Source organism: Nevskiales bacterium, assembly GCA_035574475.1.
In the GTDB taxonomy this organism is placed as follows: domain Bacteria; phylum Pseudomonadota; class Gammaproteobacteria; order Nevskiales; family DATLYR01; genus DATLYR01.
Map to the genome: position 1 here is coordinate 1 of DATLYR010000084.1, position 23,580 is coordinate 23,580.

Genomic DNA, 23,580 nt, shown 5'->3' on the forward strand with positions numbered 1-23,580 from the left:
CACCGCCAGTTCGCGGCCCATGCCCGAGCCCGCACCGGTGATGGCCGCGACCTTGTTCTTGAAATCTTTCATCAACGCCTCCCAGGGAGCCTCTTGCTTATTGTGGGTACGATCGCGGATGCGATCGTATTCATGCGCGTAGCGCATTTAAAGTGTAATCGGCCGCGCGGAACTCACGCGAGCGCAGCCAGAAGCCGAAGGTGAAGCCCGGCCACAGCGCGGTGATCTTGCCGCTGCTGTGCTTGTACCAGCTGTTGCAGCCGGTGGCCCAGATCGAGCCGCCGAGGCGCTCGTGCAGCTTGCGGTTGTAGCGGTCCTGCACTTCGGGCTTGACCTGCAGCGTGCCCGCGCGCGCATCACGCAGGTGTGCCAGCAGGCGCAGGATGTAGCCGACCTGGGTTTCGATCATGAACACCATCGAGCTGTGGCCCAGGCCGGTGTTGGGGCCGACGATGAAGAACAGGTTGGGGAAGCCCTTCACCAGCGTGCCCAGATAGGCCTCCTCGCCGTCCTTCCAGGCCTCGGCCAGGCTCTGGCCGCCGCTGCCCCTGATCACGCCGGCAATGGGGTTCTCGGTGGCGTAGAAGCCGGTGGCGAAGATCAGGCAGTCCACCTCGCGCTCGACGCCGTCGGCGGTGACGATGGAATGCGCACGGATCTCGCGGATGCCCTCGGTGACCAGGTTTACGTTCGGGCGCTGCAGCGCCGGGTACCAGTCGTTCGAGATCAGGATGCGCTTGCAGCCGATGGTGTAGTCCGGCGTGACCTTGGCGCGCAGCGCCGGATCGCGCACCTGCTTTTTGATGTGCCGCTCGGCCACCTTCTGGAAGACCTTCATGATCCAGGGATGGATCACCATGCCCATCACCCGCGCCTCATGCGTCCAGTAGATCCAGGCGCGGTGCAGCCGGCGCGCGAACGGAACGTGGCGGAACAGGAATTTCTCGACCCGCGTGTAGGCGCGGTCCGGGCGCGGGATGATCCAGTTGGGCGTGCGCTGATACACGTCCAGCCGCGCCACCCGCGGCGCGATCTCGGGCACGAACTGGATGGCGGAGGCGCCGGTGCCGATCACCGCCACGCGCTTGCCCGCGAGGTCATAGCCATGATCCCAGCGCGAGGAGTGGAAGGTCTTGCCGCGGAACGATTCCACGCCGGGAATATCCGGCAGCTTGGGTTCGGCCAAGCCGCCCGCGCCGGACACCAGCACGCGCGCCGTCAGTTCGCCGTGGTCGGTGCGGATGCGCCACAGCTGCGCGGTCTCGTCGAATTCGGCGCCGAGGAAATTCGTATTGAAACGGATCTGCGGCAGCAGGCCGTGCCTGTCGGCGATGCCCTTGAGGTAGCGGTGCAGCTCCGGCTGGGTCGGGTACTTGCGCGACCAGTCGGCGTTCGGCTCGAAGGAAAAGGAGTACAGGTGCGAGGGCACGTCGCAGGCCGCGCCCGGATAGTCGTTGTCGCGCCAGGTGCCGCCGACGCTGGCGCCGCGTTCGATCAGCAGGAAATCGCGCTGGCCCTGCTCTTTGAGCTTGATCGCCATGCACAGGCCGGCGAAGCCGGTGCCGACGATGGCCACTTCATGATCCGGCAGCTTGCGGGCCGTGTTCGGGACAGCGTTCATCTGCAATCTCCTTCAGGGCTAATCTGACAACAGGCGATGTCACTTTACATCTGACAACATGCCGTGTCAACATGTGCAGCATGCACGGTATTCGCTCGCGCGCCCCCCACCCCAACCCTCCCCCACAGCGGGGGGAGGATGTCACTGGTCATGCTTCTGATACCCCCTCCCCCTCGATCGGGGAGAGCTTGTATAGCCCCCTCCCCCTAGACAGGGGAGGGAGGGGTGGGGGCGTTGTTACGCGCCGCTATCGCGGCGTCAGCCTCGAAAAGCGCCAGGAAAGCCGCCGCGCCAGACTGGTCGAGGCCGGCCTGTCCGTGATCGGCACGCAGGGCTATCACGCCGCCACCGTGCGCACGATCTGTGCGGAGGCGGGCCTGACCGAGCGCTACTTCTACGAGTCCTTCGATAACCGCGAGGCCCTGCTCACGGCGGTGTATGAGCACTGCATCCAGAAGCTGACCGACATCATCCTGACGGCCATCCGCGCCGTGCCCAGCCCGGCCCCCGACACGCTGTCGCGCGCCGGCCTCACCGCCTTTTTCGAAGCGCTGCAGCGCGACCCGCGCATCGGCCGCATCCTGTTCATCGAGATCCTCGGCGTCAGCGAAACCGTGGACGACCTCTACCGGCGCACCACGCTGAACTTCACCCAGCTGGTGCTGCAGGTCTCGCGCCCGCTGTATCCCGGCGGCCGCATCCCGGTGCAGGACGAGGAGCTGGTCGCCACCGGCCTGGTCGGCGCCATGATCATGATCGCCACGCGCTGGATCCTCGGCGGCTACGACAAGCCGCTCGCGGTGGTCGTACAGAGCAGCATCGACATTTTCACCGCGGTGAATGCGCAGCTGATCGCCAAGGCGCAGCGCAGCGCGACCGAATCTTCCCCCTGACCCCGACACAGGAGCCTGTCCATGCGTCGTTTCCTGCTCATCACCCTCGTGGCGCTCGCCGCCCTGTTCGGCGGGCTGACCGCCTTCGACTACCTCGCGCCCGAGCAAGCCGCCGAGATCGGCGTCGGCCTGGAACGCGCGCGCAACGGGCTCACCGAAAAGCAGGCCACAGTGGACGGGCTCAACATCGCCTACCTGGAAGGCGGTGCGGGCGAGCCGCTGGTGCTGATCCATGGTTTCGGCGCGGACAAGGACAACTTCACCCGCGTGGCCGGCCACCTGACGCCGCATTACCGCGTGATCATTCCCGACCTGCCGGGCTTCGGCGAGAGCAGCAAGCCGCTGGATGCCGACTACACGATCGAAAAGCAGGCCGAGCGCGTGCACGCCTTCCTGCAGACGCTGGGCGTTCAGCGCGCGCACTTCGGCGGCAGTTCGATGGGCGGCGCGATCATCAGCGTCCACGCGCTGAAATACCCGGACGCCACCGCCAGCCTGTGGCTGCTGGGGCCGGCCGGCCTGTCCAAGGCGCTGGACTCCGAGCTGGGCAAGATCCTGCGCGAAACCGGCAAGAACCCGCTGCTGGCGCAAACGCCGGAGGAGTTCCCGGCCATCATGGATTTCGTCATGTCCAGGCCGCCGTTGTTCCCGCACTCGCTCAAGCGCGCGCTCGGCGAGCGCGCCGCCGCGGACTACCCGCTGCACCAGCGCATCTTCGCGCAGCTCAACGATCCCCAGCAGCCGCGACCGACGCTCGACGGCTATATCAAGGACATCCAGGCGCCGGCCCTGGTGGTCTGGGGCAACGAAGACCGTGCGCTCAACTACCAGGCGGCCGAGATCTACAAGGCCGAGATGCCCAGGGCCGAGGTCATCATCATGGACGGCATCGGCCACCTGCCGATGATCGAGGCGCCGCGCCAGGCAGCCCGGGATTACCTCGCGTTCCGCGCCGCGATCGACAAACCCTGAAGCGGGCCGGGTCCACCGGCCTGATATCGGTCAGGCCGGCGCCCAGAAGCCCTTGTTCTTGATGGCCCGGTACATCGCATCCGGGGCCAGATCCAGATCGCCGGGCCATGTCACTGCGCCATGCGTCACGCATACCTGCCTGAATAACGCCTTATTGGATAGAACGGCGAAAACGCCGGCGCGCCGGGAGTGGATGAGGCGCTCCATCTCGACGACGCCTTCCAGGCCATCCAGAAACCGCACACGCAACCTGTAACCCGGTAACGGCTCAACGGCCTTTACCCGCCAAGGCATGCGCGGCCGGATCGCGGGCGTCAGCCCAGCGGCTGGATTTTTTTTGGTACCTGGTTGCGTGCGCATAACTCCCAGTCCTCCATCGGTTCGGCACGATGCTGCTGCGCCCATTCCAGCACAAGAGACATTGCGCGGCGGGGCAAACCACCTTCCATGACTTCCAGGGTGCGAATATCGATCAAAACCTCATGCTCAGCGTACAGGGCATGAAAATGCGGGGGCGCATGATCGTTCCAGAACATCTGGATCAATATTCCGTAAAAGCTGCTGATGGTCGGCATTCCCTTGCCTCCTGATGACCCATCGCAAGTAGCATTTATAGAGAAGCCCTGGTCAATTCCTCTCGTCATTCCGGCGAAGAGCCCACCCCGGACTCGATCCGGGGCTGGAATCCAGCGACTTTACAAGGCACTGGATCCCGGCAGGCGGAACTGATATCCCTGGCCGCAAGACTGCCAAGAACGCGCTAGCCCAGCCATTGGCCGGGCGGGGCTTTTCCGCTATCCTGCGGCCTCTCCGAGCAGCCCCCGCGCACCGTCAGCGGCCGGCCTGCCGGCCTGATCAGTCCCGTCTTCCCGATTGTTCGAGGAACGCATGAAGAAGCCCGTCCGTGTCACCGTCACCGGCGCCGCCGGCCAGATTTCCTATTCGCTCGTGTTCCGCATCGCCGCCGGCGAGATGCTGGGCCCGGACCAGCCCGTCATCCTGCAGCTGCTGGAAATCACGCCCGCCATGCAGGCGCTGCAGGGCGTGGTGATGGAGATCAACGACTGCGCCTTCCCGCTGGTACAGGGCGTGGTCGCGACCGACAAGCTCGACGAGGCCTTCGACGGTTCGGACATCTGTCTTCTGGTCGGCGCGCGCCCGCGCGGCCCCGGCATGGAGCGCAAGGATCTGCTGTCGGCCAACGGCGCGATCTTCGGCCCGCAGGGCAAGGCCATCAACGACCGCGCGAGCCGCGACGTGAAGGTGCTGGTGGTCGGCAACCCGGCCAACACCAATGCCCTGATCGCCGCCAGCAACGCGCCCAAGCTCGACCGCCGCCAGTTCCACGCCATGACACGCCTGGACCACAACCGCGCCATCAGCCAGCTGGCCGAGAAGACCGGCGCGCACGTCAACGACATCCGGAAGGTCGTGATCTGGGGCAACCACAGCTCGACCCAGTACCCGGACATCCGCTTCGCCACCGTCAAGGGCAAGAAGGCCACCGACCTGGTGGACCCGGCCTGGTACCGCGATACCTACATCCCGACCGTGCAGCAACGCGGCGCCGCCATCATCAAGGCGCGCGGCGCAAGCTCGGCCGCCTCCGCCGCCTGCGCGGCGATGGACCACATCCGCAGCTGGGTGAAGGGCACGCCGGAGGGCGACTGGACCTCGATGGCCGTGCCGTCCGACGGCAGCTACGGCATCAAACCCGGCGTGGTGTACAGCTACCCCGTCACCTGCAAGAACGGCGATTACCAGATCGTGCAGGGCCTCGAGATCGACGCCTTCTCGCGCGAGAAGATGGACGCCACCGACGCCGAGCTGCGCGAGGAGCGCGCGGCGGTGGAGAACCTGCTCGGCGGCTGATCCCGCATCAGAACCCAACCCAGGGCCGCCACAAGGCGGCCTTGGCTTTTTTACCTCGTGAGCGGGCACGGTTAGGATGGCGGCATGAAGTGGTGGGTCCTGAGCCTGGCGCTGTTTGCAGGCGCCGCCTGGTCGCTGGAAGGCACCGACGACCTGGTGGAGTCGGTGGAAAACTCCGGCATCGACGAGAGCGATCTGTCGCTGCTGGCGGTCGAGGGTACCGGGCGCAACGCCAAGGTGCTGCTGAGCCTGAACCCCAACAAGGCCCTGATCCCGGCGTCCGTGACCAAGCTGGTCACCGCGGCTGCGGCGCTGCGCGAGTTCCCGCCTGGTACGCGCTTCGAGACGCGGCTGCTGGCGAACGGCGAGCAGAACGACAGAATCCTCAACGGCGATCTCGTGCTCAAGGGCGGCGGCGACCCGTCGTTCAAACCCGCGACGCTGGCCGAGCTGGTGGCGCGTATGGCGCGCAGCGGCATCCGCGAGGTGCGCGGCGACATCCTGGTGGACGACAGCTATTTCGACAGCGTGCGCATCGACGCCAGTCGCAGCGATACCGAGCGCGTGGACAAGGCCTATGACGCGCCGGTCGGCGCCATGTCCTTCAACTGGAACACCGTGGCGGTCTACGTGCGCCCGGCCGAGCACGCCGGCCAGCCGGCACGGGTCGTGGTCGAGCCGGCCAGCGACTACATCCGCATCCGCGGCGAGGTGAAGACCGGCGTCGGCCGTGGCCGGCCACGGGTCGGCGTGCGGCGTATCGCCGACCCCTCGCACCCCGGCGACACGATCGAGGTCAACGGCTACATCGGCCAGCAGGTCGAGGAGGTGATGGCCTACAAGAACATCACCCAGCCAGACCTGTGGTCCGGCGAGAACCTCAAGCAGGAGCTCAAGCGTCAGGGCATCGGCGTATCCGGCCGCGTGCGGCGCGGCACCGCCGCCTTCGGCGCGCGCACGCTGGCCTCGGTGCAGGGCGACACGGTGCAGGAAATCATCGTCGAGATGAACAAGGCCTCCAACAACTTCGTCGCCGAGATGCTGGCCAAGAACCTGTCCGCGCACAGTCAGCCGCCGGGCAACCTCGAGCGCGGCATGGCCACCATCCGTGAATACATGCGCTCGCTCGGGCTGAGCGAGCTCGAATATACGCTGGTCAATCCTTCCGGCCTCACGCGTGACAACAAGCTTTCGGCGCGCGCCCTGGTGCGCGTGCTGCAGGACATGGGCGGCAACTTCCAGTACGCGCCGGAGTTCATGGCCTCGCTGCCGATCGCCGGCGTGGACGGTACCCTGCGCCGCCGTCTGCGCAACACCCCGGCCGAACGCTTCGTCCGTGCCAAGACCGGCTACGTGGACGACGTCATCACGCTGGCCGGTTACGCGGGCCACCGCAATGGCCGCATCGTGACCTTTGCCTTCCTCTACAACGGCAAAGCGGCGCCGTACCTGGTACGCAAGCTGTACGACGACCTGTGCGAGGAGCTGGCCGCGCCGGAAGAGTCCACGCCCAGCAAGACGCGGCCGTTGCCCAGGCCGTCTGCCCAGCGCCGCTAGGGCCGGCGAAGCGCGCCCGCTGACGGCCGCCGGGCGGCCTGTTATGTTGACGGCATGCCGTACTACCTGCTGTCGAAGGGACACACGCCCAAACACCTGGAAACCGTCGATCGGCTCCCGGAAAAAGGCTATCTGTGGCTGGACTTCACGCGTGATCGCACACACGGTTGGGCCGGGAAGATTCGCGAACTCACCGGCGTGGCGATCAAGGACACGCATGAGGTCGAGTGCCTCAACGCTGGCAACGGCTCGTTCTTCGACGGCACCCCGGATTACGACCTGCTGGTATTTCAGGGCCTGGGACCGGACGAGCGCAGCCTGCAGATCGACACGCGCACCACCGCCTTCATTCTGTTCGACCGCGCTCTGATCACGCTGCGCGCGACAGATAACGTTTCGTTCGTCACGGTCATGGAGCGCTTCGAGGAGCAGCGGCACAAGTCACCGGATGATCCGCTCGGGCTGATGCTGCTGATCCTCGATACGATGGTCGACCGCTACCTCGGCATTCGCGCGCGGCTCACCGAGCGCGTCGAGCGGCTCGAGAACGACCTGCTCAATCCTGACATCGCTTTCGACGACACCACGGCCCTGCTCGCCCATCGCCGGCAGACGCGCAAGCTGGAGATCCTCTGCAACGACCAGCTGGAGGCGCTGGACAGCTGGCGGCGCGGCACGCGCCTGACGCTATCGGCGCGGCAGGCGGCGCGGATCGTCGATCTGCGCGAGCACATCCGCCAGGTCCTGACGGACGTCGAGTCCCAGCAGCGCGACATCGAGGCCGCGGTGCAGCTGCACTATTCGATGGTCGCGCATCGCACCAACCGCATCGTCAAGACACTGACGCTGCTGTCGGCGATCTTCCTGCCGCTGACCTTCATCGTGGGCATTTACGGCATGAATTTCGACTACATGCCGGAGCTGCGCTGGCGTCACGGTTACTTCGCGGTACTGGGCAGCATGGGGGCGCTGGCCGGCGTGTTGCTGCTGGTGTTCAAGCGACGCGGCTATTTCTAGGGCCGGCGGCCCACTACGCTTTGCGAACGAAGACAGCTCTCGCGCACTTCCTGCAGCCGGGCATCGGCCCACAGCAGGCTGTCGGCAGTGAGCGATTCGATGCGCCAGTAAAGATACTCGTCGACGCGTGCCGAGCCCCCGAACAGCTCGCGCGACGGGATGTGCTGCAGGTTCAGCACGACCGTGTCGCCCTCCAGCCAGTAGCGGCCCTCGACCAGCACGTCGAGCTGATCGATCTGCTGGAAGGCGTCGCTGCGGCCATGCGTCAGCGAACGGTAGCTGCCGTCGGCCCGGAACTCGTTCTCCACCACGCGGCCGCTGGTCGCCTCGACGCATTGCCAGCGACCCACGATCAGTGCTTCCGGCGTGGTCGGCGTCTGCGCGGGCGCCGCCTCGCCCGTGATCTCGGTCGCGCCCGCCGCAGCCGACTCCTGTCGCTGTACCGGCGGGCTGGCAGCGGATGGCGTGGCAGCACGCTCCGGCCAGTGCAGGCGCAGCGCATAAGCCAGCGCACCGACCAGGATCGCGCCGCCCAGCACGAACAGAATCTGCAGACCACCGCGCAAGGCCTGTGCGGCCGGTGCTTTCCGTGCTATGGCCGCCGGCGACGCCGCGATGAAGGCTGGCGCACGGTCCTGCGCGGTGATGGCCTGGGTCACCGAGCCGAGCGTCGGACTGCGGCGCGGGGACGCTGCGGTTGCGGGGCCAGGCCTGCGCGCCGCAACCGGCTCCGGCACCGCCACGCCGGGAATCGACAGTTGCCGCGGCGGTGCGGCGGGTGGCTCGGGCGGTGGCGCCATCGGCGCGGACGGCGGCTGATCGCTGCGCAGCTCACAGTCGAGACCGGCGCGGGTCAGTGCGTCGACATAGCGCGCGGCCAGCGCCGCGTCTTCGGTGGACTTGACCACGATCGGCTTGCCACGCAGGAACCACTCCACCTGCCGCGGCGTGGCCTTGAACAGGCGCTGCAGCTCGGCTTGTACCGTGGCGCGGTCGGCGCCCTTGAGTAATCGTCCGGTGAAGACGACCTGGTGCATCGGACTCAATGGGCGCTGCGTACCCGCTCGACCGCCTCGCGCCAGCCCTGGTACAGCCGGTCCATGCGATCCTGCGGCCGGCCGGGCTCGAAGCGACGTTCGCTGCGCCACAGCTGCGCGATCTCCTGGAGCGAGCGGTACACGCCGGCCTGCAGGCCGGCGAGATAGGCGGCGCCGAGCGCGGTGGTTTCGACCACGGTGGGCCGTTCGATGGGCACGCGCAGCAGGTCGGACAGGAACTGCACCACCCAGTCGTTGACCACCATGCCGCCGTCCACGCGCAACTCGGTCGGCGCGACGGCATCCTGCGCCATCGCCTCGAGCAGGTCGCGGGTCTGGTAGCAGACCGACTCCAGCGCTGCGCGCACGATGTGGCTGATGCCGGTGTCGCGCGTCAGGCCCAGGATCGCGCCGCGCGCGGCCGGGTCCCAGTAGGGCGCACCGAGGCCGGTAAAGGCCGGCACCAGGTAGACGCCGCCGGTGTCGCGCACCTCACGGGCCAGGTGCTCGGTTTCCGAGGCCTGGCGGATCAGGTGCAGGGCATCGCGCAGCCATTGCACTGCCGCGCCGGCGACGAAGATGCTGCCTTCGAGCGCATAGGTGGTCCTGCCGTTGAGGCGGTAACCGACGGTGGTCAGCAGGCGGTTCTTCGAGGCGACTGCGGTCTCCCCGGTGTTGAGCACCATGAAGCAGCCGGTGCCATAGGTGCTCTTGATCATGCCGCGCGCGAAGCAGGCCTGTCCGACCAGCGCCGCCTGCTGGTCGCCGGCCATGCCGCCGACCGGGATGGCGGCGCCGAACAGGGACGCCTCCATGCGGCCGAAGTCGGCGGCGTTGTCCTTCACCGCCGGCAGCAGCGCGCGCGGGATGCCGAAGAAGCGCAGCAGCTCATCGTCCCACTGCTGGGTGTGGATGTTGAACAGCAGCGTGCGCGAGGCGTTGCTGGCGTCGGTGGCGTGCACGGCCCCGCCGGTCAGCTTCCACAGCAGCCAGCAGTCGATGGTGCCGAAGGCCAGCTCGCCGGCCTCGGCGCGGGCGCGGGCGCCCGGAATCTCGTCCAGCAGCCAGCGCAGCTTGGTGGCGGAAAAATACGGATCGAGCAGCAGGCCGGTGCGCGCCGCCAGCCAGCGCTCGGTGTCCTCGCGGCGCAGGGTCTTGCACAGCCCCGCGGTGCGCCGGTCCTGCCAGACGATGGCGTGGTGCAGGGGCCGGCCGGTCTTGCGGTCCCACAGCACCGTGGTCTCGCGCTGGTTGGTGATGCCGCAGCTGGTGATCTGCGCGGCAGCGAGCCCGGCGTCCTGCAACGCGCCGCGGCACACCTCGACCACGTCCTGCCAGATTCTCTCGGCGTCGTGCTCGACCCAGCCGTCGGCCGGGAAGATCTGCGGCAGTTCCTGCTGCGCGCGGCCGAGTACCCGCCCGGCGCGGTCGAAGATCATGGCGCGGCTGCTGGTCGTGCCCTGGTCGATGCTGAGCAGGAAATGCTGCGCGTCCGTCTTGGCGGCTGTCATGTTTTCCTCCCGCGGTGAGCATGTCGGGCGAATCCCGCGCGGTCAACCCGCGTCGCCGGAATTCGGCACCCTCAGGGCGGTCTTAGGGCTATACTCACACAGGAACCCCATGCGGCGTGCCCTCTCCATCCTGGCTGCTCTGTGGCTGCTGCACGCCCTGCCCACGGCCGCCGCACCCAGGGCCGAGGCCTGGGCGCGCTGGGCCGCGCACGACGACTCCGCCACGCTGAGCCTGGATCATGGCGCCTGGGACGGCCTGCTCGAGCGTTATGTCGTCACCACCGCCGCCGACGGCATCCACCGCGTGCGCTATGCCGCCTTCACACCGGCGGACAAGGCGGCGCTCGCGGACTACCTGCAGCGCCTGCAGGCGGTGAGGATCAGCGCCTATCCGCGTGCGGAGCAGAAGGCCTACTGGATCAACCTCTATAACGCGGCCACCCTGAAGCTGGTGCTGGACCACTACCCGGTCGTCAGCATCACCAGAATCAACATCTCGCCGGGTCTGTTCGCGCGCGGCCCCTGGGGCAAGAAGCTGCTCACGGTGGAGGGCGAGGCGGTCTCGCTGGACGACATCGAGCACCGCATCCTGCGGCCGCTGTGGCAGGACCCGCTGGTGCATTACGGCGTCAACTGCGCCTCGCTGGGCTGCCCGAACCTGGCCGCGGAGGCCTACACCGCGCAGAACACCACGCGGCTGCTGGAGTCGGGCGCGCGCGCCTACGTCAACCACCCCCGCGGCGTACGCGTGGCCGATGGCCGGCTGTGGGTCTCGAGCATTTACGTCTGGTTCATGTCCGATTTCGGCGGCAGCGACGCGGGCGTGGTCATGCACCTGCGCCGCTGGGCCGATCCGGCCCTGGCCGCTCGGCTCCGGGATCTGCGGCGCATCGACGGACATGATTACGACTGGGCGCTGAACGAGGCACAATAGTGCCCGTGCCACGGGAGGCTACACATGCATAGCGTTCGTCTCTGGCTGGCGGCCGTTGGCGCCGCCGGCATCCTGGCCGCAGGCGGCGCGCATGCTGCGGACAGCAAGACGCCTGAACAGGCCGAGCTGGAAGCGCTGCGCGCGGAAGTGCAGCGCCTGCGCGCAGAAAAAACGGCAGCGCCTTGCCTGAATACGGCCAGCACGCAACCGCCACCGGCCGGTGGCAGCCCCGGCGGCACGCCCAAGTACCTGCTGAAGGCGCGCTGGGACCGCCTCGAGAGTGGCATGGAAAAGGACGAAGTGCGCGCGCTCTTGGGGCGACCCAGCACCATCACCCGATCGGCCGCCGGCCAGGTGGAGATCTGGGGCTACGGCGAGCCGCAGGGCAATCGCTATGGCGTCGGCACGGTGTATTTCGACGACGACGAGGAACTGACCACCTGGATCTCGCCGACCTTCAAGGTGGACTGAGAACACCCAGATCACACCCCGTTGCATTGCCGAGCAGCCCCCTGCTCGGTGCCATCGGGCCGTCATAGCGGAACCGATCGGCTCTCTGCATCCCGATCCGGCGGCCGTGCGTATCAGCATGGTCGTTGCAACGCGCCCGAAACCAATTCTCGGGATACGGTATGAGCCCCCTGATCGTCTCGGCAGTGCATCTTGCGATCGCCGCCACCGCCCTCACGGCGGTATGGCTGCTGCAGCTGCGCACGCGCAATGCGGGCATCGTGGATGCGGTCTGGCCGCTCGTCATCGCTGCCGGAGCCCTGCTGTATGCCACGGCCGGCGACGGCGACGTCGTCATCCGGTTGACGCTGGCACTGCTGTCACTGGCCTGGGCACTGCGTCTGAGCGGGTACCTCGCCCTGCGCAACCGTGGACCGGTCGAAGAGCGCCGTTACGCAGAGCTGCGCCGCAAGTGGGGCGAGAGCGCCGACCGCAAGATGCTGCTGTTCTTCCTGTTCCAGGCCGCCGTCGCCTGGCTGTTGGCGCTCACGTACCTGCCGATCGCCTACCGCACGCAAATGCCCCCCGACGCCGCTTGGATGGCCGGCATCCTGCTGTGCCTCGTGGGCATCCTGGGGGAAGGCATCGCGGACCATCAGCTGCGCGCCTTCAAGCGCGACCCCCGCAACCGTCAGCGCGTCTGCGACCAGGGGTTATGGCGCTATTCGCGGCACCCCAACTACTTTTTCGAATGCCTGCACTGGGCCGGCTTTCCGTTGCTGGCGCTCCAGGCGGACTGGGCGGTGTTGTCCTTGATCGGGCCCGTGCTGATCACTGTGTTGCTGCTCAAGCTCAGTGGTATCCCGACCATCGAGGCACGCCAGGCCGTCCTGCATCGGCCGGGCTACGAAGATTATGTGAGGCGTACCAGCGCCTTCGTTCCCTGGCCACCCAGAAAGAATACGTCTTCCCAATGATCAACGCGCTCACGATCGGTCTGTGCGTGATGCTGGCCGCGAGCGCCGTTGCCGCATCCGAACCCGTGCTGCCGGAAACACGCGAGTTGACAGGGCATGCCTACGATCGGAGAACAGGGGTGTTGCTGTACAGTGAACACCACTACCAGCGCTTTCGGGATGGCAAAACGATCGAACACCGCGTCGATTATCGGACACCCGACGGCACACGATTCGCCACCAAGACACTCGACTACAGCCAACACCCTTACGCTCCCGCGTTTCGAACCCTCGACCTGCGCGATGGTTATGTGGAAGGGGCGGACCACACTGCCGAGGGTTACTGGCTCTTCAACGGTCCGGAAGCCTCGCCGACGCGCGTCCTGGTGCGGCGCAGCGACGATCTGGTTTCGGACTCGGGATTTGATGCCTACGTCAGGGACCATCTGCCGGCACTGATCGAGGGCCAAACACTTTCATTCCGTCTGGCAGTGGCCGGACGGCTGGCGGACTACGCCTTCAAGGCACGCGCCCTCGAACGCGAACGGCCGTTAGGCCGCGAGACGCTGACCATCCGCGTCACGCCGGATTCGCTGCTGCGTTTCGTGGTGGACCCGATCGACGTCACTTACCACATCGAGAGCCGGCAGCTGTTGCGCTACGTCGGCATCAGCAATCTGCGTTCACCTTCGGGAGAGCGATATGACACGCGCATTGACTTTGACCCGCCAGCCCCCTGAGCCGCTCAGCGCTCCGGAGCCGGACTCCGCACGGCCAGTCCGTGACAGTTTCCTGATTCGTCTGTGCGAGCGGGGTTGGATACCGGATCCACTCTTGCGCCTGGGCTGCCGCTGGCTGTGCCGCTCGCGGCTGGCGATGGAGCGCGCCGGCGATGTCACGGCCCGACAGCGGGCGCGTGTTCGCGCCTGGCACGCCGGCCCGATCGCGGTCAATACCCGGCAGGCCAACGAGCAGCACTACGAGGTGCCGCCCGGGTTCTTCGAGGCCGTGCTGGGGCCGCACCTCAAGTACAGCTGTGCGGTCTGGCCCCGGCCAGAAGCCTCGCTCGCGCAGGCCGAAGTCCATACCCTCGCGCTGACGGCGGAGCGTGCTCGGCTGGCCGATGGGCAGCGTATCCTGGAACTGGGCTGCGGCTGGGGCTCGCTGAGTCTGTGGATGGCGGCCCGTTTCCCACGGTCCCGAATCGTGGCCGTATCCAACTCCCAGTCACAGCGCGAGTGGATCCAGGCGCAGGCACGGGGTCGCGGCCTGTCCAACCTGGAGGTGGTGACCGCCGACATCAATCACTTCGAAACAGCGGAGCGATTCGATCGTGTCGTCTCGGTCGAAATGTTCGAGCACGTCCGCAACCACGCCGAGCTGTTGCGACGCATCCAGCGTTGGCTACTGCCCGACGGCCTGTTCTTCGTACACGTCTTCTGCCATCGCCAGCTGACCTACCCGTTCGAGGCCACCGGCAGCAGTGACTGGATGGCCCGACATTTCTTCTCGGGCGGCGTGATGCCGAGCTTCGATCTGCTGCCCTCCAGCGCGGACGGGCTCGTGCTGCTGCGGCGCTGGTGGATAGACGGTACGCACTATGCCCGCACCAGCGATGCCTGGCTCGCCCGGCTGGATGCCAACCGCAGCGTCGTGCAGTCGCTGTTCGAGCGCAAACTGTCCGCGGCGCAGGCAAAGCTCGCCGTGCAGCGCTGGCGCATGTTCTTCATCGCGGTATCAGAGCTGTTCGGCTATCGCCGGGGCCGCGAGTGGGGCGTGGGTCACTATCTGTTCGCGGCTCCGCTCGTATCCGCGCATGCTGCGGACGGCGCAGGCGCGTGATGCACGACATGCGTCACAAGGCGTTTGCCCGCCACGCGGGCTGCCTGGCGCTGCTGTTGGCCATCCTGCTCTGCGCCTGCGGCAGCGTTCACCTCGGGCGTCCGGAGGGCCCGGCGCGTGCGGCACCGTCCAGGCCCGTCGCGTATACCGTCATTCGGGATATTGTCGTCAGTCCGCCCGGATGGCCGCAGACACTGCTCGCAGACCTTTACCGTCCGGACGGGCAAGGTCCGTTCCCGGGCATCGTGCTGGTGCATGGCGGTGGCTGGAAGCGCGGCGACCGCGGGCAGGTGGAAAAGCATGCCAAGCGGCTCGCTGCCGATGGCTACCTGGTGCTCAACACCACGTATCGGCTGGTCCCCCGTGCGATATTCCCCGCACAACTGCAGGATGTTCAGCAGGCCGTGCTGTGGATGCGACGCTCGGGACCGCAGTACGGTGTCGATCCCGCGCGCATCGGCGGGTTCGGTTACTCGGCGGGCGCTCACCTGATCTCGCTCGCTGCAGCGGTCGCAGGCGATCGCGAGTGGGGCGCCGAGGGCACGGAGTTGCAAGCCATCGTCGCCGGTGGCAATCCCTCAGACCTGAGCCGGTACGAAGGCGGCAAGCTGGTACCCGCCTTCCTCGGCACCACTCAAAAAGAAAATCCGGAGTTGTTTCGCGCTGCGTCGCCCCTGACCCATGTCCGCCCTGGGCACCCACCGGTGTTCCAGTACCACGGCACGCTCGATGAGCTCGTGCCGATCGAACAGGCTTACGGCTACAAAGCCGCTCTGGACCGGGCCGGGGTTGCGAACGAGCTTTTCATCCTGCGCGGCCATGGCCACATCTCGGCCTTCTTTGCCGATGGCGATGCGATCGAGGCTGCGCTGGCGTTTCTCGACCGCTACCTGCGTCACGCCCAAACCCGCAAACCGCAGCCCGGCGTCAGGTCGGCAAAGGCGGCGGCGCGGTAAACAGCACCGGCCCGGTCGGCGCCCCGGTCGGCGATCCGCCGGCCGGCTCCAGGCTGACCGCCAGCGCCGCCGCGCGCGCCAACCGGGCGGCCAACTCCGGTTTCAGCGGGGTCACCGTTTCGCCCGTCTGCGGCAGCACACCGAGCGAGATCGGCGCGGCCTCGTCCTTGACCAGCAGCCACAGCTCCAGGTCGCGCCCGGCCGGCACAGGATAGGCAGCACCGGCGGTGCGGCAGCGCAGCTCGCCGCGTTCGAGATCCGCCTGCACCACCCACAGCGCCTGGCTGTCCTTGGCCTGCACGATGCCGACGTAGTCCGGCTCGCCCGGCGCCGGCAGCTGACGCAGCAGGATGCCCATCGCAAGCGCGGCCAGCGAGGCTACCAGCGCCACGCCCTGCCAGAAGCCGACCCGATCCCACAGCGCCGGCCGCGGCGCGGTGGGCGCTTGCGTCAGACGCTCGATGCGCCGCCACAGCTCGGCTGGCGGGATCTGCGGCGCCAGCTTCAGGCCCAGCGCCGCCAGCCGCGTCTCCCAATAGGTCTGTTCGCGCGCCAACGCGGGGATCCTCGCGCGCAGGCGTTCGAAACGCCGGCGTGCGCGGCCGCGCAGCGTGCCGAGCACGTACTCGGCCGCGAGCAGGGTCTGCAGTTCGGGACTGGCGTACTTCATGGCGATTCCAGACACTCGCGCAGGCGCTGCAGGCCGCGCCGCACCCAGCTCTTCACCGTGCCCAGCGGCTTGTCGAGGCGTCGCGCCAGCTCTTCATGCGTGTAGCCCTCGTAATAGGCCAGCAGCACACTGCGGCGCTGCTGGTCCTGCAAGGTTTCCAGACACTCGTTCAAGGCCGCCAGCGACTCGCCGGCGAGGCTGGCGTGCAAGGGATCGGCTGAGGCTTCACCCGCCTCTGCCCGAAGCGTATCCAGATCGACGCCATCGTCGTCGTCCAGCGAAACCTCGGGCCGCTGGCGCCGGATCAGGTCCAGCGCGCGGTAGCGCGCGATGCTCATCAGCCAGGTCAGCGGTGCGCCGCGCGCCGGGGCATAGGTGTCCGCTTTCTGCCAGATGCGCACGAAACAGTCCTGCAAGGCCTCCTCGGCCAGATCCCGGCGTCTGAGCATACGCAGCAGCAGCGCGAAAAGATGCGGCGCGGCGGCGCGGTACAACGCCTGGAACGCCGCGCGGTCGCCGCGGGCGGTGGCATGGAGCCAGTGTGCGAGCAGTTCCGGATCGGCCATGGGCCTAAAGCATACTGAACAAACGGCCGCTTGCGGCGGCTGTGCCGAGCTGTGGCCGGAATGCTAGGCTGAATCCATCCGCCAGCCGCCTGCGTACGAGCCAAACCATGAGCGACTATTACGCCTCCGAGGATCTCAAGAAGTTCGCCGGCATCGGCCGCCATGCCAAGCCACTGGCCGACGATTTCTTCAAGTATTACAACGCCGTCACCGGCGCGGATGGCGCGCTGACGCGGCGCGAGAAGGCGCTGATCGCGCTGGCCATTGCGCATGCGGAGCAGTGCCCCTACTGCATCGACGCCTACACCACCGCCTGCCTGGAGGCCGGCGCCAACCCGGAGCAGATGATGGAGGCGGTACACGTAGCAGCCGTCATGAAGGCCGGCATCACGCTGGTGCACGGCGTGCAGATGCAGAACCACCTCGACAAGCTGGTCCTCTGATGCTGACGCTGCTGGCACTCGCCTGCGTCGCGCTGTTGGCCTGGGCCAACGGCCCAACGACAATTTCAAGGGTGTCGCCACGCTGTTCGGCAGCGGCGTGTCCGACTATCGCAAGGCACTGTGGTGGGCCACCGGCACCACACTGTGCGGATCGGTCGCCGCGGTATTCTTTACCGCGCATCTGGTCGAAACCTTCAGTGGCAAGCTGTTCGTGGACGCCGGCACGCTGGCGACATCCGGTTTCGCGCTGGCCTTTGCGGCCGGCTGCGCCGCCACCGTGCTGCTGGCCACGCGCATCGGCGCGCCGATTTCCACCACGCATGCGATGGCCGGCAGCCTGCTCGGCGCCGCTTTCGCCGCGCCGGACTCGATCATCGACTGGGCACGCGCCGGAAAGAGCATCTTCCTGCCGCTGGCGGTCGGGCCGGTGCTGGCGGTGGCCGGCGCGCTGCTGCTGTATCCGCTGTTGACGCATCTGCGCGCGGCATTGGGGATCGGTCGCGAGACTTGCGTCTGTATCGGCGAGGAATGGGTGCCGCAGAACCAAGTCGCCGCCATCGCCGGGGTCCGCGTCAGCGTGGATACGGCCCAGGCCTGCCAGGACCGCTACCAGGGACAGGTGTTCGGCGTATCCGCGCAGCGCATGCTCGATGGCCTGCATTACCTGTCGGCCGGGCTGGTCAGCTTTGCGCGCGGCGTGAACGACACGCCCAAGATCGTGGCCCTGACCCTGATGGCCGCGCCCTTTCTCAAACCCGTGTCCTTCGGCCTGGTTGGCATCGCCATCGCCGTGGGCGGGCTGCTGGGCGCGCGCCGGGTAGCGCAAACCATGTCGCAGAAAATCACCGCGATGAATCCGGGCCAGGGGCTGACCGCCAACCTGATCACCTCGGGCTTGGTGCTGAGCGCCTCGCCGCTGGGCCTGCCGCTGTCGACCACGCATGTGTCCTGCGGCGCGCTGTTCGGCATCGGCGCAGTCACCGGGCAGGCGCGCTGGAGGACCATCGCCGGCATCCTGCTGGCCTGGCTTGTCACCCTGCCGCTGGGCGCGACTCTCGGCGCGATTTTCCTCAAGACCGCATTATGGCTCGGACACTGAAAAGGACTCCCATGAGCGAAACCCGCAAAGTGCATGAAAGCGTGCAGGACTACTACGGCAAGGTGCTGAAGTCCTCCGCCGACCTCAAGACCTCCTGCTGCACGGCCGAGGCGCTGCCGGCGTACCTGCGCGCGCTGCTCAAGGACGTGCATCCGGAAGTACAGGACCGCTTCTACGGCTGCGGCTCGCCGCTGCCGCCGGCGCTCGAGGGCGCCACCGTACTCGACCTCGGCTGCGGCTCGGGCCGCGACTGTTACCTCTTGTCGCGGCTGGTGGGGTCGCAGGGCCGCGTGATCGGCGTGGACATGACCGAAGAGCAGCTGGCGGTGGCGCGCAAGCACCGCGAGTGGCACGCCAGGCGCTACGGCTACGCCAACGTCGAGTTCCGCCAGGGCTATATCGAGGACCTGGCCGCCGCCGGCATCGCGGACGCCAGCGTGGACGTGGTGGTGTCCAACTGCGTGCTGAACCTCTCGCCCGACAAGCCGCGCGTGTTCCGCGAGATCTTCCGCGTGCTCAAGCCCGGCGGCGAGCTGTACTTCTCCGACGTGTTCGCCGACCGCCGCGTCCCGGCTGAGCTCGCCGCCGACCCGGTGCTGGTCGGCGAGTGCCTGGGCGGCGCGCTGTACGTCGAGGACTTCCGCCGCCTGATGGCGCAGGTCGGCTGCCTCGATGCGCGCGTCTGCAAGAGCACGCCGATCGCGCTCAACAACCCGGAGATCGAGCGCATGGCCGGCCACATCGGCTTTTATTCGCTCACGGTGCGCGCCTTCAAGCTGGCGCTGGAGGACCGCTGCGAGGACTTCGGCCAGGTCGCCACTTACCTCGGCAGCCTGCCCGAGGCGCCGCATGCCTTCGACCTGGACGACCATCACCATTTCGTCACCGGCAAGCCGATGCTAGTCTGCGGCAACACCGCCGACATGCTCGGCGCCACGCGCTATGCGCCGCATTTCCGCATCCAGGGCGACAAGTCCGTGCACTTCGGGCTGTTCGACTGCGGACCGGGCAAGCTCGTGCAGACCTCGGAAGCGGGCGCCAAGGCGGGTTGCTGCTGATGACCGTCATCCCGCTCAAGCAATTCCCCCCTCCCTCGACGGGAGCGGGCAGGGGGGAGGGTGAAGCGCCGCTCACTCCCACCCCTGCCCTCCCCCATCAAGGGGGAGGGAGAAATGCTTATGACTTCGAGCAGCTGCTGAGCGAGCGCAGGCTCGAATTGCCACCGCTGTCGGTCGAAACCCTGCAGGTCAACCTGACCAAGACCTGCAACCAGGCCTGCCGGCACTGCCATGTAGACGCCTCGCCCGCGCGTACCGAGAAGCTGTCGCGCGCCGGCGTCGAGAAGTGCCTCGAAATCCTCGCTGCGCATCCGCAGATCACGAAGCTCGACCTCACCGGCGGCGCGCCGGAACTGCACCCGGATTTCGATTTCTTCGTCGCCGAAGCGGTCAAGCTGGGTAAACACGTCATGGTCCGGCACAATCTGACCGTCACTTTCGACGGCCATCCGCAGACCGGCGAGTCCAAGGCCTATCTGCCGGAGTTCTTCGCCGCGCAGCGGGTCGAGGTCATCTCCTCGCTGCCCTACTACCAGGAGTACTTCACCGACGCGCAGCGCGGCAGCGGCGTGTTCCAGAAAAGCATCGAGGGCATCCGCCGGCTCAATGTGCTCGGCTACGGCCAGCCGGGCAGCGGCCTGGTGCTCAACCTGGTCTACAACCCGGTGGGCCCCTACCTGCCGGCCCCGCAGGCTGCGCTCGAGGCCGATTACAAGCGTGAGCTGAAAGACAGGTTCGGGCTGGTGTTCAACGGCCTGTTCACCATCACGAACATGCCGATCAACCGCTTCCGCCTGCACCTGGAAAAATCCGGTCAGTATGCGGACTACATGGACAAGCTGCTCGGCGCCTTCAACCCGGCGGCGGCCGAGGGCGTGATGTGTCGCCGGCTGATCTCCGTGGCGCAGGACGGCAGCCTGCACGACTGCGACTTCAACCAGATGCTCGACCTGCCCGTGCAGGACCGTGGCAGGCCCGCCAGCATCTTCGGCTTCAGCCTCGATCGGCTGCTGCAGCGGCGCATCCGCTTTGGCTCACACTGCCTGGGCTGCACCGCCGGCGCGGGCAGTTCCTGCGGCGGCGCGATCGCCTAGAAGCCAACGCATATCCGTCTGGTTCTGGATTGGCACTCATGCAGCCCATGACAAGCTCATTCGCGGCTAACAGCGCTAAACTTGCCGGACAGGCAATGCGCAACAGACCGAGGGAACTCCCATGAGCAGCGTTTACGATTTCAAGGCCAAGACCATCGATGGCAAGGAACAGTCTCTGGCCGAGTACAAGGGCAAGGTCATGCTGGTGGTGAACACCGCCAGCAAGTGCGGCTTCACGCCGCAGTACAAGGGCCTCGAAGCGCTGTACCGCAAGTACAAGGACAAGGGGCTGGTGGTGCTGGGCTTCCCCTGCGACCAGTTCGGCCACCAGGAGCCGGGCGACGAGAACGAGATCAAGAACTTCTGCTCGCTGAACTACGACGTCAGCTTCCCGATGTTCAGCAAGATCGAGGTCAACGGCCCGAATGCGCATCCGCTGTACAAGCACCTGAAGGGCGAGAAACCCGGCGTGCTGGGCTCGGAGGCAATCAAGTGGAACTTCACCAAGTTCCTGGTGGACAAGTCCGGCAAGGTGGTCAAGCGCTACGCCCCCACCGACAAGCCGGAGTCGCTGGCCAAGGACGTCGAGAAGCTGCTCTGACGGGCGGATGCCGCGGCCTTTAGCCGGTTATTGAAAAGGCGACCGGGGGACGCCCGATTTTTTCACCCCCACCCCAACCCTCCCCCCATCAAGGGGGAGGGGTTCTGACAGCCTGCTAAGGCCCCGACAGCGGCTGCAGCAGCAGTCGGTCCAGACGCTGGTCCGGCGCGGCGCGGAACTGCCGCAGCCCGATCGTCATCGCCAGATGCCCGTCGCGCGGCTGCGCGCGGTAGCTGCCGAACAGCCGGTCCCACCACGGGAAATTGAAGCCGAAATTCCGGTTGTACTCGTCCCCGTGCACCGAATGGTGCACACGGTGCATGTCCGGCGTCACCAGCAGCCAGCGCAGCCGGCGGTCCACGGGTGCCGGGATGCGCAGGTTGGCATGCTCGAACAGCGAGGTGGCGTTGAGCAGCGCCTCGAACACCAGCACCGCGAGCGCAGCGGCGCCGAGCACGGTGACTGCCGCCAGCTTGATCAGCATGGACAGCAGGATTTCCAGCGGGTGGAAGCGCACGCCGGTGCTGGCGTCGAAGTCCAGGTCCGAGTGGTGCACGCGGTGCAGCCGCCACAGCAGCGGGATGCGGTGCATGATCCGGTGCTGCCAGTAGATCGCCAGGTCGAGCAACAGCAGCGCCAGCGCGAACTCCAGCGCGCTCGCCCAGCCGACCTGGTTGAACAGCCCCCAGCCACGCGCCTGGACCTCTAGCGCCCAATCCACCGCCAGCACGGGGAACAGCAGGCGCAGCAGCAACGAATCCAGCGCCACGATCGTCAGGTTGTTGAGCCAGCGCGGACCCCGCGGCACGCAGGCCGGCCGCCGCGGCCACAGCGCCTCGGCCAGCGCCAGCGTCGTCAGCACGCCGATAAAGACGCCGAGGCGGAGTCCGGCCTCATGTTCGATCATTCGCGCGCTCCGGGCCGCTGTGCTGAAATACCCTGCATCACAGTGTAATCAGGAAACCCGCCCATGGCCTTTCCCCTGACCCGCCTGCGCCGGATGCGCGCGGATGAATTCTCGCGCCGGCTGGTGCGCGAGACGCGCCTGAGCACGGACGACCTCATCTACCCGCTGTTCGTGGTGGAGGGCAAGAAACAGCGCCAGCCGGTGGCCTCGATGCCCGGCATCGAGCGCCTGAGCGTGGACCTCTTGGCGCGCGAGGCCGAATCCCTGGCCAGGCTCGGCATCCCGGCGGTGGCGCTGTTCCCGGTGGTGCCCGCGGCCAAGAAATCCCTCGACGCGCGCGAGGCCTACAACGCCCGCGGCCTGCTGCCGAACGCGGTGCGGGCGCTGAAGAAGGCGGTGCCGGACCTGGGCGTGATCACCGACATCGCGCTCGACCCCTACACCAGCCATGGCCAGGACGGGCTGATCGACCGTAGCGGCTACGTGCTCAACGACGCCACCGTCGCGGTGCTGATCCGCCAGGCGCTGTGCCATGCCGAGGCCGGCGCCGACGTGGTCGCGCCCTCGGACATGATGGACGGGCGCATCGGCGCCATCCGCCGCGCGCTGGAGCAGCACGGCCACGTCAACACCCGCATGCTGGCCTACGCCGCCAAGTACGCCTCCAGCCTCTACGGGCCGTTCCGCGACGCGGTGGGCTCGGCCAAGGCGCTGGGCAAGGCCGACAAGAAGACCTACCAGATGGACCCGGCCAATGGCGACGAGGCCTTGCGCGAGGTGGCGCTGGACCTGGAGGAAGGCGCCGACATGGTCATGATCAAGCCGGCCCTGCCCTATCTCGACATCCTGCGGCGGGTGAAGGAACGCTTCGGCGCGCCGACCTTCGCCTACCACGTGAGCGGCGAGTACGCGATGCTCAAGGCGGCGGCGCAGAAGGGCTGGCTGGACGAGCGCGCCGCGGTGCTGGAATGCCTGCTGTGCTGCAAACGCGCCGGCGCCGACGCCATCCTGACCTATTACGCCAAGGCCGCGGCCGGCTGGCTGGCAGAGAACTGAGGCGATCGGCAGCGCAGGGCGCGCACTGCGCAGCCTGCGCCCGCTCAGTCGTCGTCCCGCCAGTGGCGGTCACGCCGGTCCCAATCGCGCCGATCCCAGTCGCGGTGATGGCGGACGTGATGCTTGTGGTGCCTGTGCCAGTAGCCATGCGCATGGCCGCGCGGATGGTGATGGAAGTGGTGCACGTGACGCGGCGGCGCGTAGTGGTAACGATGCACCGGGTAGCCGTGATAGTGATGGATCACGCGCGGACGGTGGTGATGATGGTGGTGACCGTCGTCGGCGATGGCCACGCCGATCGCCACGCCCACCAGACCGCCGAGCAGGGCGTCCTCGGTGTCGGCCTGCGCAGCGCCGTTCGCCACCAGGCCGGCGGCCAGCGCGGTTCCCAGGAGAATCTTCTTCATGAGCCTGCTCCTCGTGTTGGGATAACTCGCAGGCTTTTATAAGTCCGCCTCACTGAATCCG

At 67.3% G+C, this 23,580-nt stretch carries 26 protein-coding genes; 17 read left to right on the forward strand and 9 right to left on the reverse strand.

The window, feature by feature from the left end; all coding sequences use genetic code 11:
- Positions 1-130: 130 nt before the first annotated feature.
- The gene (locus tag VNJ47_04435; GenBank protein ID HXG28079.1) at positions 131-1,621 is read right to left on the reverse strand and encodes an NAD(P)/FAD-dependent oxidoreductase; all 1,491 of its coding nucleotides are present in this window, start codon (positions 1,619-1,621) and stop codon (positions 131-133) included.
- A gap of 80 nt (positions 1,622-1,701) precedes the next feature.
- Here VNJ47_04435 and VNJ47_04440 point away from each other — a divergent pair, with 80 nt between their 5' ends.
- Together VNJ47_04440 and VNJ47_04445 are read left to right on the forward strand one after the other, a co-directional pair.
- Positions 1,702-2,514, forward strand: a complete 813-nt coding sequence (locus VNJ47_04440; protein HXG28080.1) for a TetR/AcrR family transcriptional regulator — start codon at positions 1,702-1,704, stop codon at positions 2,512-2,514.
- A gap of 21 nt (positions 2,515-2,535) precedes the next feature.
- Positions 2,536-3,486, forward strand: coding sequence for an alpha/beta fold hydrolase (locus VNJ47_04445; protein HXG28081.1), 951 nt, complete (start codon positions 2,536-2,538; stop codon positions 3,484-3,486).
- Between the two features lie 30 nt (positions 3,487-3,516).
- Here the strand turns inward: VNJ47_04445 and VNJ47_04450 are convergent, their stop codons facing one another.
- Both VNJ47_04450 and VNJ47_04455 read right to left on the reverse strand, forming a co-directional pair.
- A complete protein-coding gene (locus tag VNJ47_04450; GenBank protein HXG28082.1) occupies positions 3,517-3,891 on the reverse strand; it encodes a DUF2442 domain-containing protein in 375 nt (124 codons plus the stop codon).
- Positions 3,801-4,061, reverse strand: coding sequence for a DUF4160 domain-containing protein (locus VNJ47_04455; protein ID HXG28083.1), 261 nt, complete (start codon positions 4,059-4,061; stop codon positions 3,801-3,803). The genes VNJ47_04450 and VNJ47_04455 overlap by 91 nt, the downstream gene beginning before the upstream one ends.
- 313 nt (positions 4,062-4,374) lie before the next feature.
- On the opposite strand from VNJ47_04455, the gene VNJ47_04460 reads away from it, so the two are divergent.
- The 3 genes from VNJ47_04460 (at position 4,375) to VNJ47_04470 (ending at position 7,932) form a co-directional block, all read left to right on the forward strand.
- Positions 4,375-5,358 (forward strand): malate dehydrogenase, encoded by a 984-nt coding sequence (locus VNJ47_04460; protein HXG28084.1) that lies wholly within the window; start codon positions 4,375-4,377, stop codon positions 5,356-5,358.
- A gap of 84 nt (positions 5,359-5,442) precedes the next feature.
- Positions 5,443-6,915 carry a D-alanyl-D-alanine carboxypeptidase/D-alanyl-D-alanine-endopeptidase gene (dacB, locus tag VNJ47_04465; protein HXG28085.1) on the forward strand — a complete coding sequence of 491 codons (1,473 nt, stop codon included), beginning with the start codon at positions 5,443-5,445 and terminating at the stop codon, positions 6,913-6,915.
- Between the two features lie 54 nt (positions 6,916-6,969).
- Positions 6,970-7,932: a magnesium transporter CorA family protein gene (locus tag VNJ47_04470; protein HXG28086.1), complete on the forward strand. Its 963-nt coding sequence runs from the start codon at positions 6,970-6,972 to the stop codon at positions 7,930-7,932.
- Here the strand turns inward: VNJ47_04470 and VNJ47_04475 are convergent.
- Both VNJ47_04475 and glpK read right to left on the reverse strand, forming a co-directional pair.
- Positions 7,929-8,969, reverse strand: coding sequence for a hypothetical protein (locus VNJ47_04475; GenBank protein ID HXG28087.1), 1,041 nt, complete (start codon positions 8,967-8,969; stop codon positions 7,929-7,931). The genes VNJ47_04470 and VNJ47_04475 overlap by 4 nt on opposite strands.
- A gap of 5 nt (positions 8,970-8,974) precedes the next feature.
- On the reverse strand, positions 8,975-10,480 hold the full coding sequence (gene glpK, locus VNJ47_04480; GenBank protein HXG28088.1) for a glycerol kinase GlpK: 1,506 nt from the start codon (positions 10,478-10,480) through the stop codon (positions 8,975-8,977).
- Positions 10,481-10,589: 109 nt separating this feature from the next.
- Here glpK and VNJ47_04485 point away from each other — a divergent pair, with 109 nt between their 5' ends.
- From VNJ47_04485 to VNJ47_04510, 6 genes are all read left to right on the forward strand, one after another.
- Positions 10,590-11,414, forward strand: a complete 825-nt coding sequence (locus VNJ47_04485; GenBank protein HXG28089.1) for a DUF547 domain-containing protein — start codon at positions 10,590-10,592, stop codon at positions 11,412-11,414.
- Between the two features lie 24 nt (positions 11,415-11,438).
- Positions 11,439-11,885 (forward strand): hypothetical protein, encoded by a 447-nt coding sequence (locus VNJ47_04490; GenBank protein HXG28090.1) that lies wholly within the window; start codon positions 11,439-11,441, stop codon positions 11,883-11,885.
- A gap of 161 nt (positions 11,886-12,046) precedes the next feature.
- On the forward strand, positions 12,047-12,841 hold the full coding sequence (locus VNJ47_04495; GenBank protein HXG28091.1) for a DUF1295 domain-containing protein: 795 nt from the start codon (positions 12,047-12,049) through the stop codon (positions 12,839-12,841).
- Positions 12,838-13,560, forward strand: a complete 723-nt coding sequence (locus VNJ47_04500; protein HXG28092.1) for a hypothetical protein — start codon at positions 12,838-12,840, stop codon at positions 13,558-13,560. Before VNJ47_04495 ends, VNJ47_04500 begins: the two co-directional genes overlap by 4 nt.
- A gap of 94 nt (positions 13,561-13,654) precedes the next feature.
- The gene (locus tag VNJ47_04505) at positions 13,655-14,662 is read left to right on the forward strand and encodes a cyclopropane-fatty-acyl-phospholipid synthase family protein (GenBank protein ID HXG28093.1); all 1,008 of its coding nucleotides are present in this window, start codon (positions 13,655-13,657) and stop codon (positions 14,660-14,662) included.
- Positions 14,662-15,618 carry an alpha/beta hydrolase gene (locus VNJ47_04510; protein HXG28094.1) on the forward strand — a complete coding sequence of 319 codons (957 nt, stop codon included), beginning with the start codon at positions 14,662-14,664 and terminating at the stop codon, positions 15,616-15,618. Before VNJ47_04505 ends, VNJ47_04510 begins: the two co-directional genes overlap by 1 nt.
- Here VNJ47_04510 and VNJ47_04515 read toward each other — a convergent pair.
- Positions 15,590-16,288, reverse strand: coding sequence for an anti-sigma factor (locus VNJ47_04515; GenBank protein ID HXG28095.1), 699 nt, complete (start codon positions 16,286-16,288; stop codon positions 15,590-15,592). The two genes, VNJ47_04510 and VNJ47_04515, sit on opposite strands and share 29 nt — an antisense overlap.
- Entirely contained in the window at positions 16,285-16,854 is a 570-nt protein-coding gene (locus VNJ47_04520) for a sigma-70 family RNA polymerase sigma factor (protein HXG28096.1), read from the reverse strand. The genes VNJ47_04515 and VNJ47_04520 overlap by 4 nt, the downstream gene beginning before the upstream one ends.
- Positions 16,855-16,961: 107 nt before the next feature.
- Between VNJ47_04520 and VNJ47_04525 the strand changes: the two genes are divergently transcribed.
- From VNJ47_04525 to VNJ47_04545, 5 genes are all read left to right on the forward strand, one after another.
- Positions 16,962-17,297, forward strand: a complete 336-nt coding sequence (locus tag VNJ47_04525; protein HXG28097.1) for an arsenosugar biosynthesis-associated peroxidase-like protein — start codon at positions 16,962-16,964, stop codon at positions 17,295-17,297.
- Between the two features lie 40 nt (positions 17,298-17,337).
- Complete coding sequence (locus tag VNJ47_04530; protein ID HXG28098.1) at positions 17,338-18,396, forward strand: inorganic phosphate transporter; 1,059 nt, start codon at positions 17,338-17,340, stop codon at positions 18,394-18,396.
- Positions 18,397-18,407: 11 nt separating this feature from the next.
- Positions 18,408-19,454: a methyltransferase domain-containing protein gene (locus tag VNJ47_04535; protein ID HXG28099.1), complete on the forward strand. Its 1,047-nt coding sequence runs from the start codon at positions 18,408-18,410 to the stop codon at positions 19,452-19,454.
- 158 nt (positions 19,455-19,612) lie between these two features.
- A complete protein-coding gene (gene arsS / locus VNJ47_04540; protein ID HXG28100.1) occupies positions 19,613-20,548 on the forward strand; it encodes an arsenosugar biosynthesis radical SAM (seleno)protein ArsS in 936 nt (311 codons plus the stop codon).
- 121 nt (positions 20,549-20,669) lie between these two features.
- On the forward strand, positions 20,670-21,149 hold the full coding sequence (locus tag VNJ47_04545; protein ID HXG28101.1) for a glutathione peroxidase: 480 nt from the start codon (positions 20,670-20,672) through the stop codon (positions 21,147-21,149).
- Positions 21,150-21,264: 115 nt separating this feature from the next.
- On the opposite strand, the gene VNJ47_04550 is transcribed toward VNJ47_04545, so the two are convergent.
- Positions 21,265-22,056, reverse strand: coding sequence for a sterol desaturase family protein (locus tag VNJ47_04550; protein ID HXG28102.1), 792 nt, complete (start codon positions 22,054-22,056; stop codon positions 21,265-21,267).
- Between the two features lie 63 nt (positions 22,057-22,119).
- On the opposite strand from VNJ47_04550, the gene hemB reads away from it, so the two are divergent.
- Positions 22,120-23,112 (forward strand): porphobilinogen synthase, encoded by a 993-nt coding sequence (gene hemB / locus VNJ47_04555; GenBank protein ID HXG28103.1) that lies wholly within the window; start codon positions 22,120-22,122, stop codon positions 23,110-23,112.
- 44 nt (positions 23,113-23,156) lie between these two features.
- On the opposite strand, the gene VNJ47_04560 is transcribed toward hemB, so the two are convergent.
- A complete protein-coding gene (locus tag VNJ47_04560; GenBank protein ID HXG28104.1) occupies positions 23,157-23,519 on the reverse strand; it encodes a hypothetical protein in 363 nt (120 codons plus the stop codon).
- Positions 23,520-23,580 lie beyond the last annotated feature (61 nt).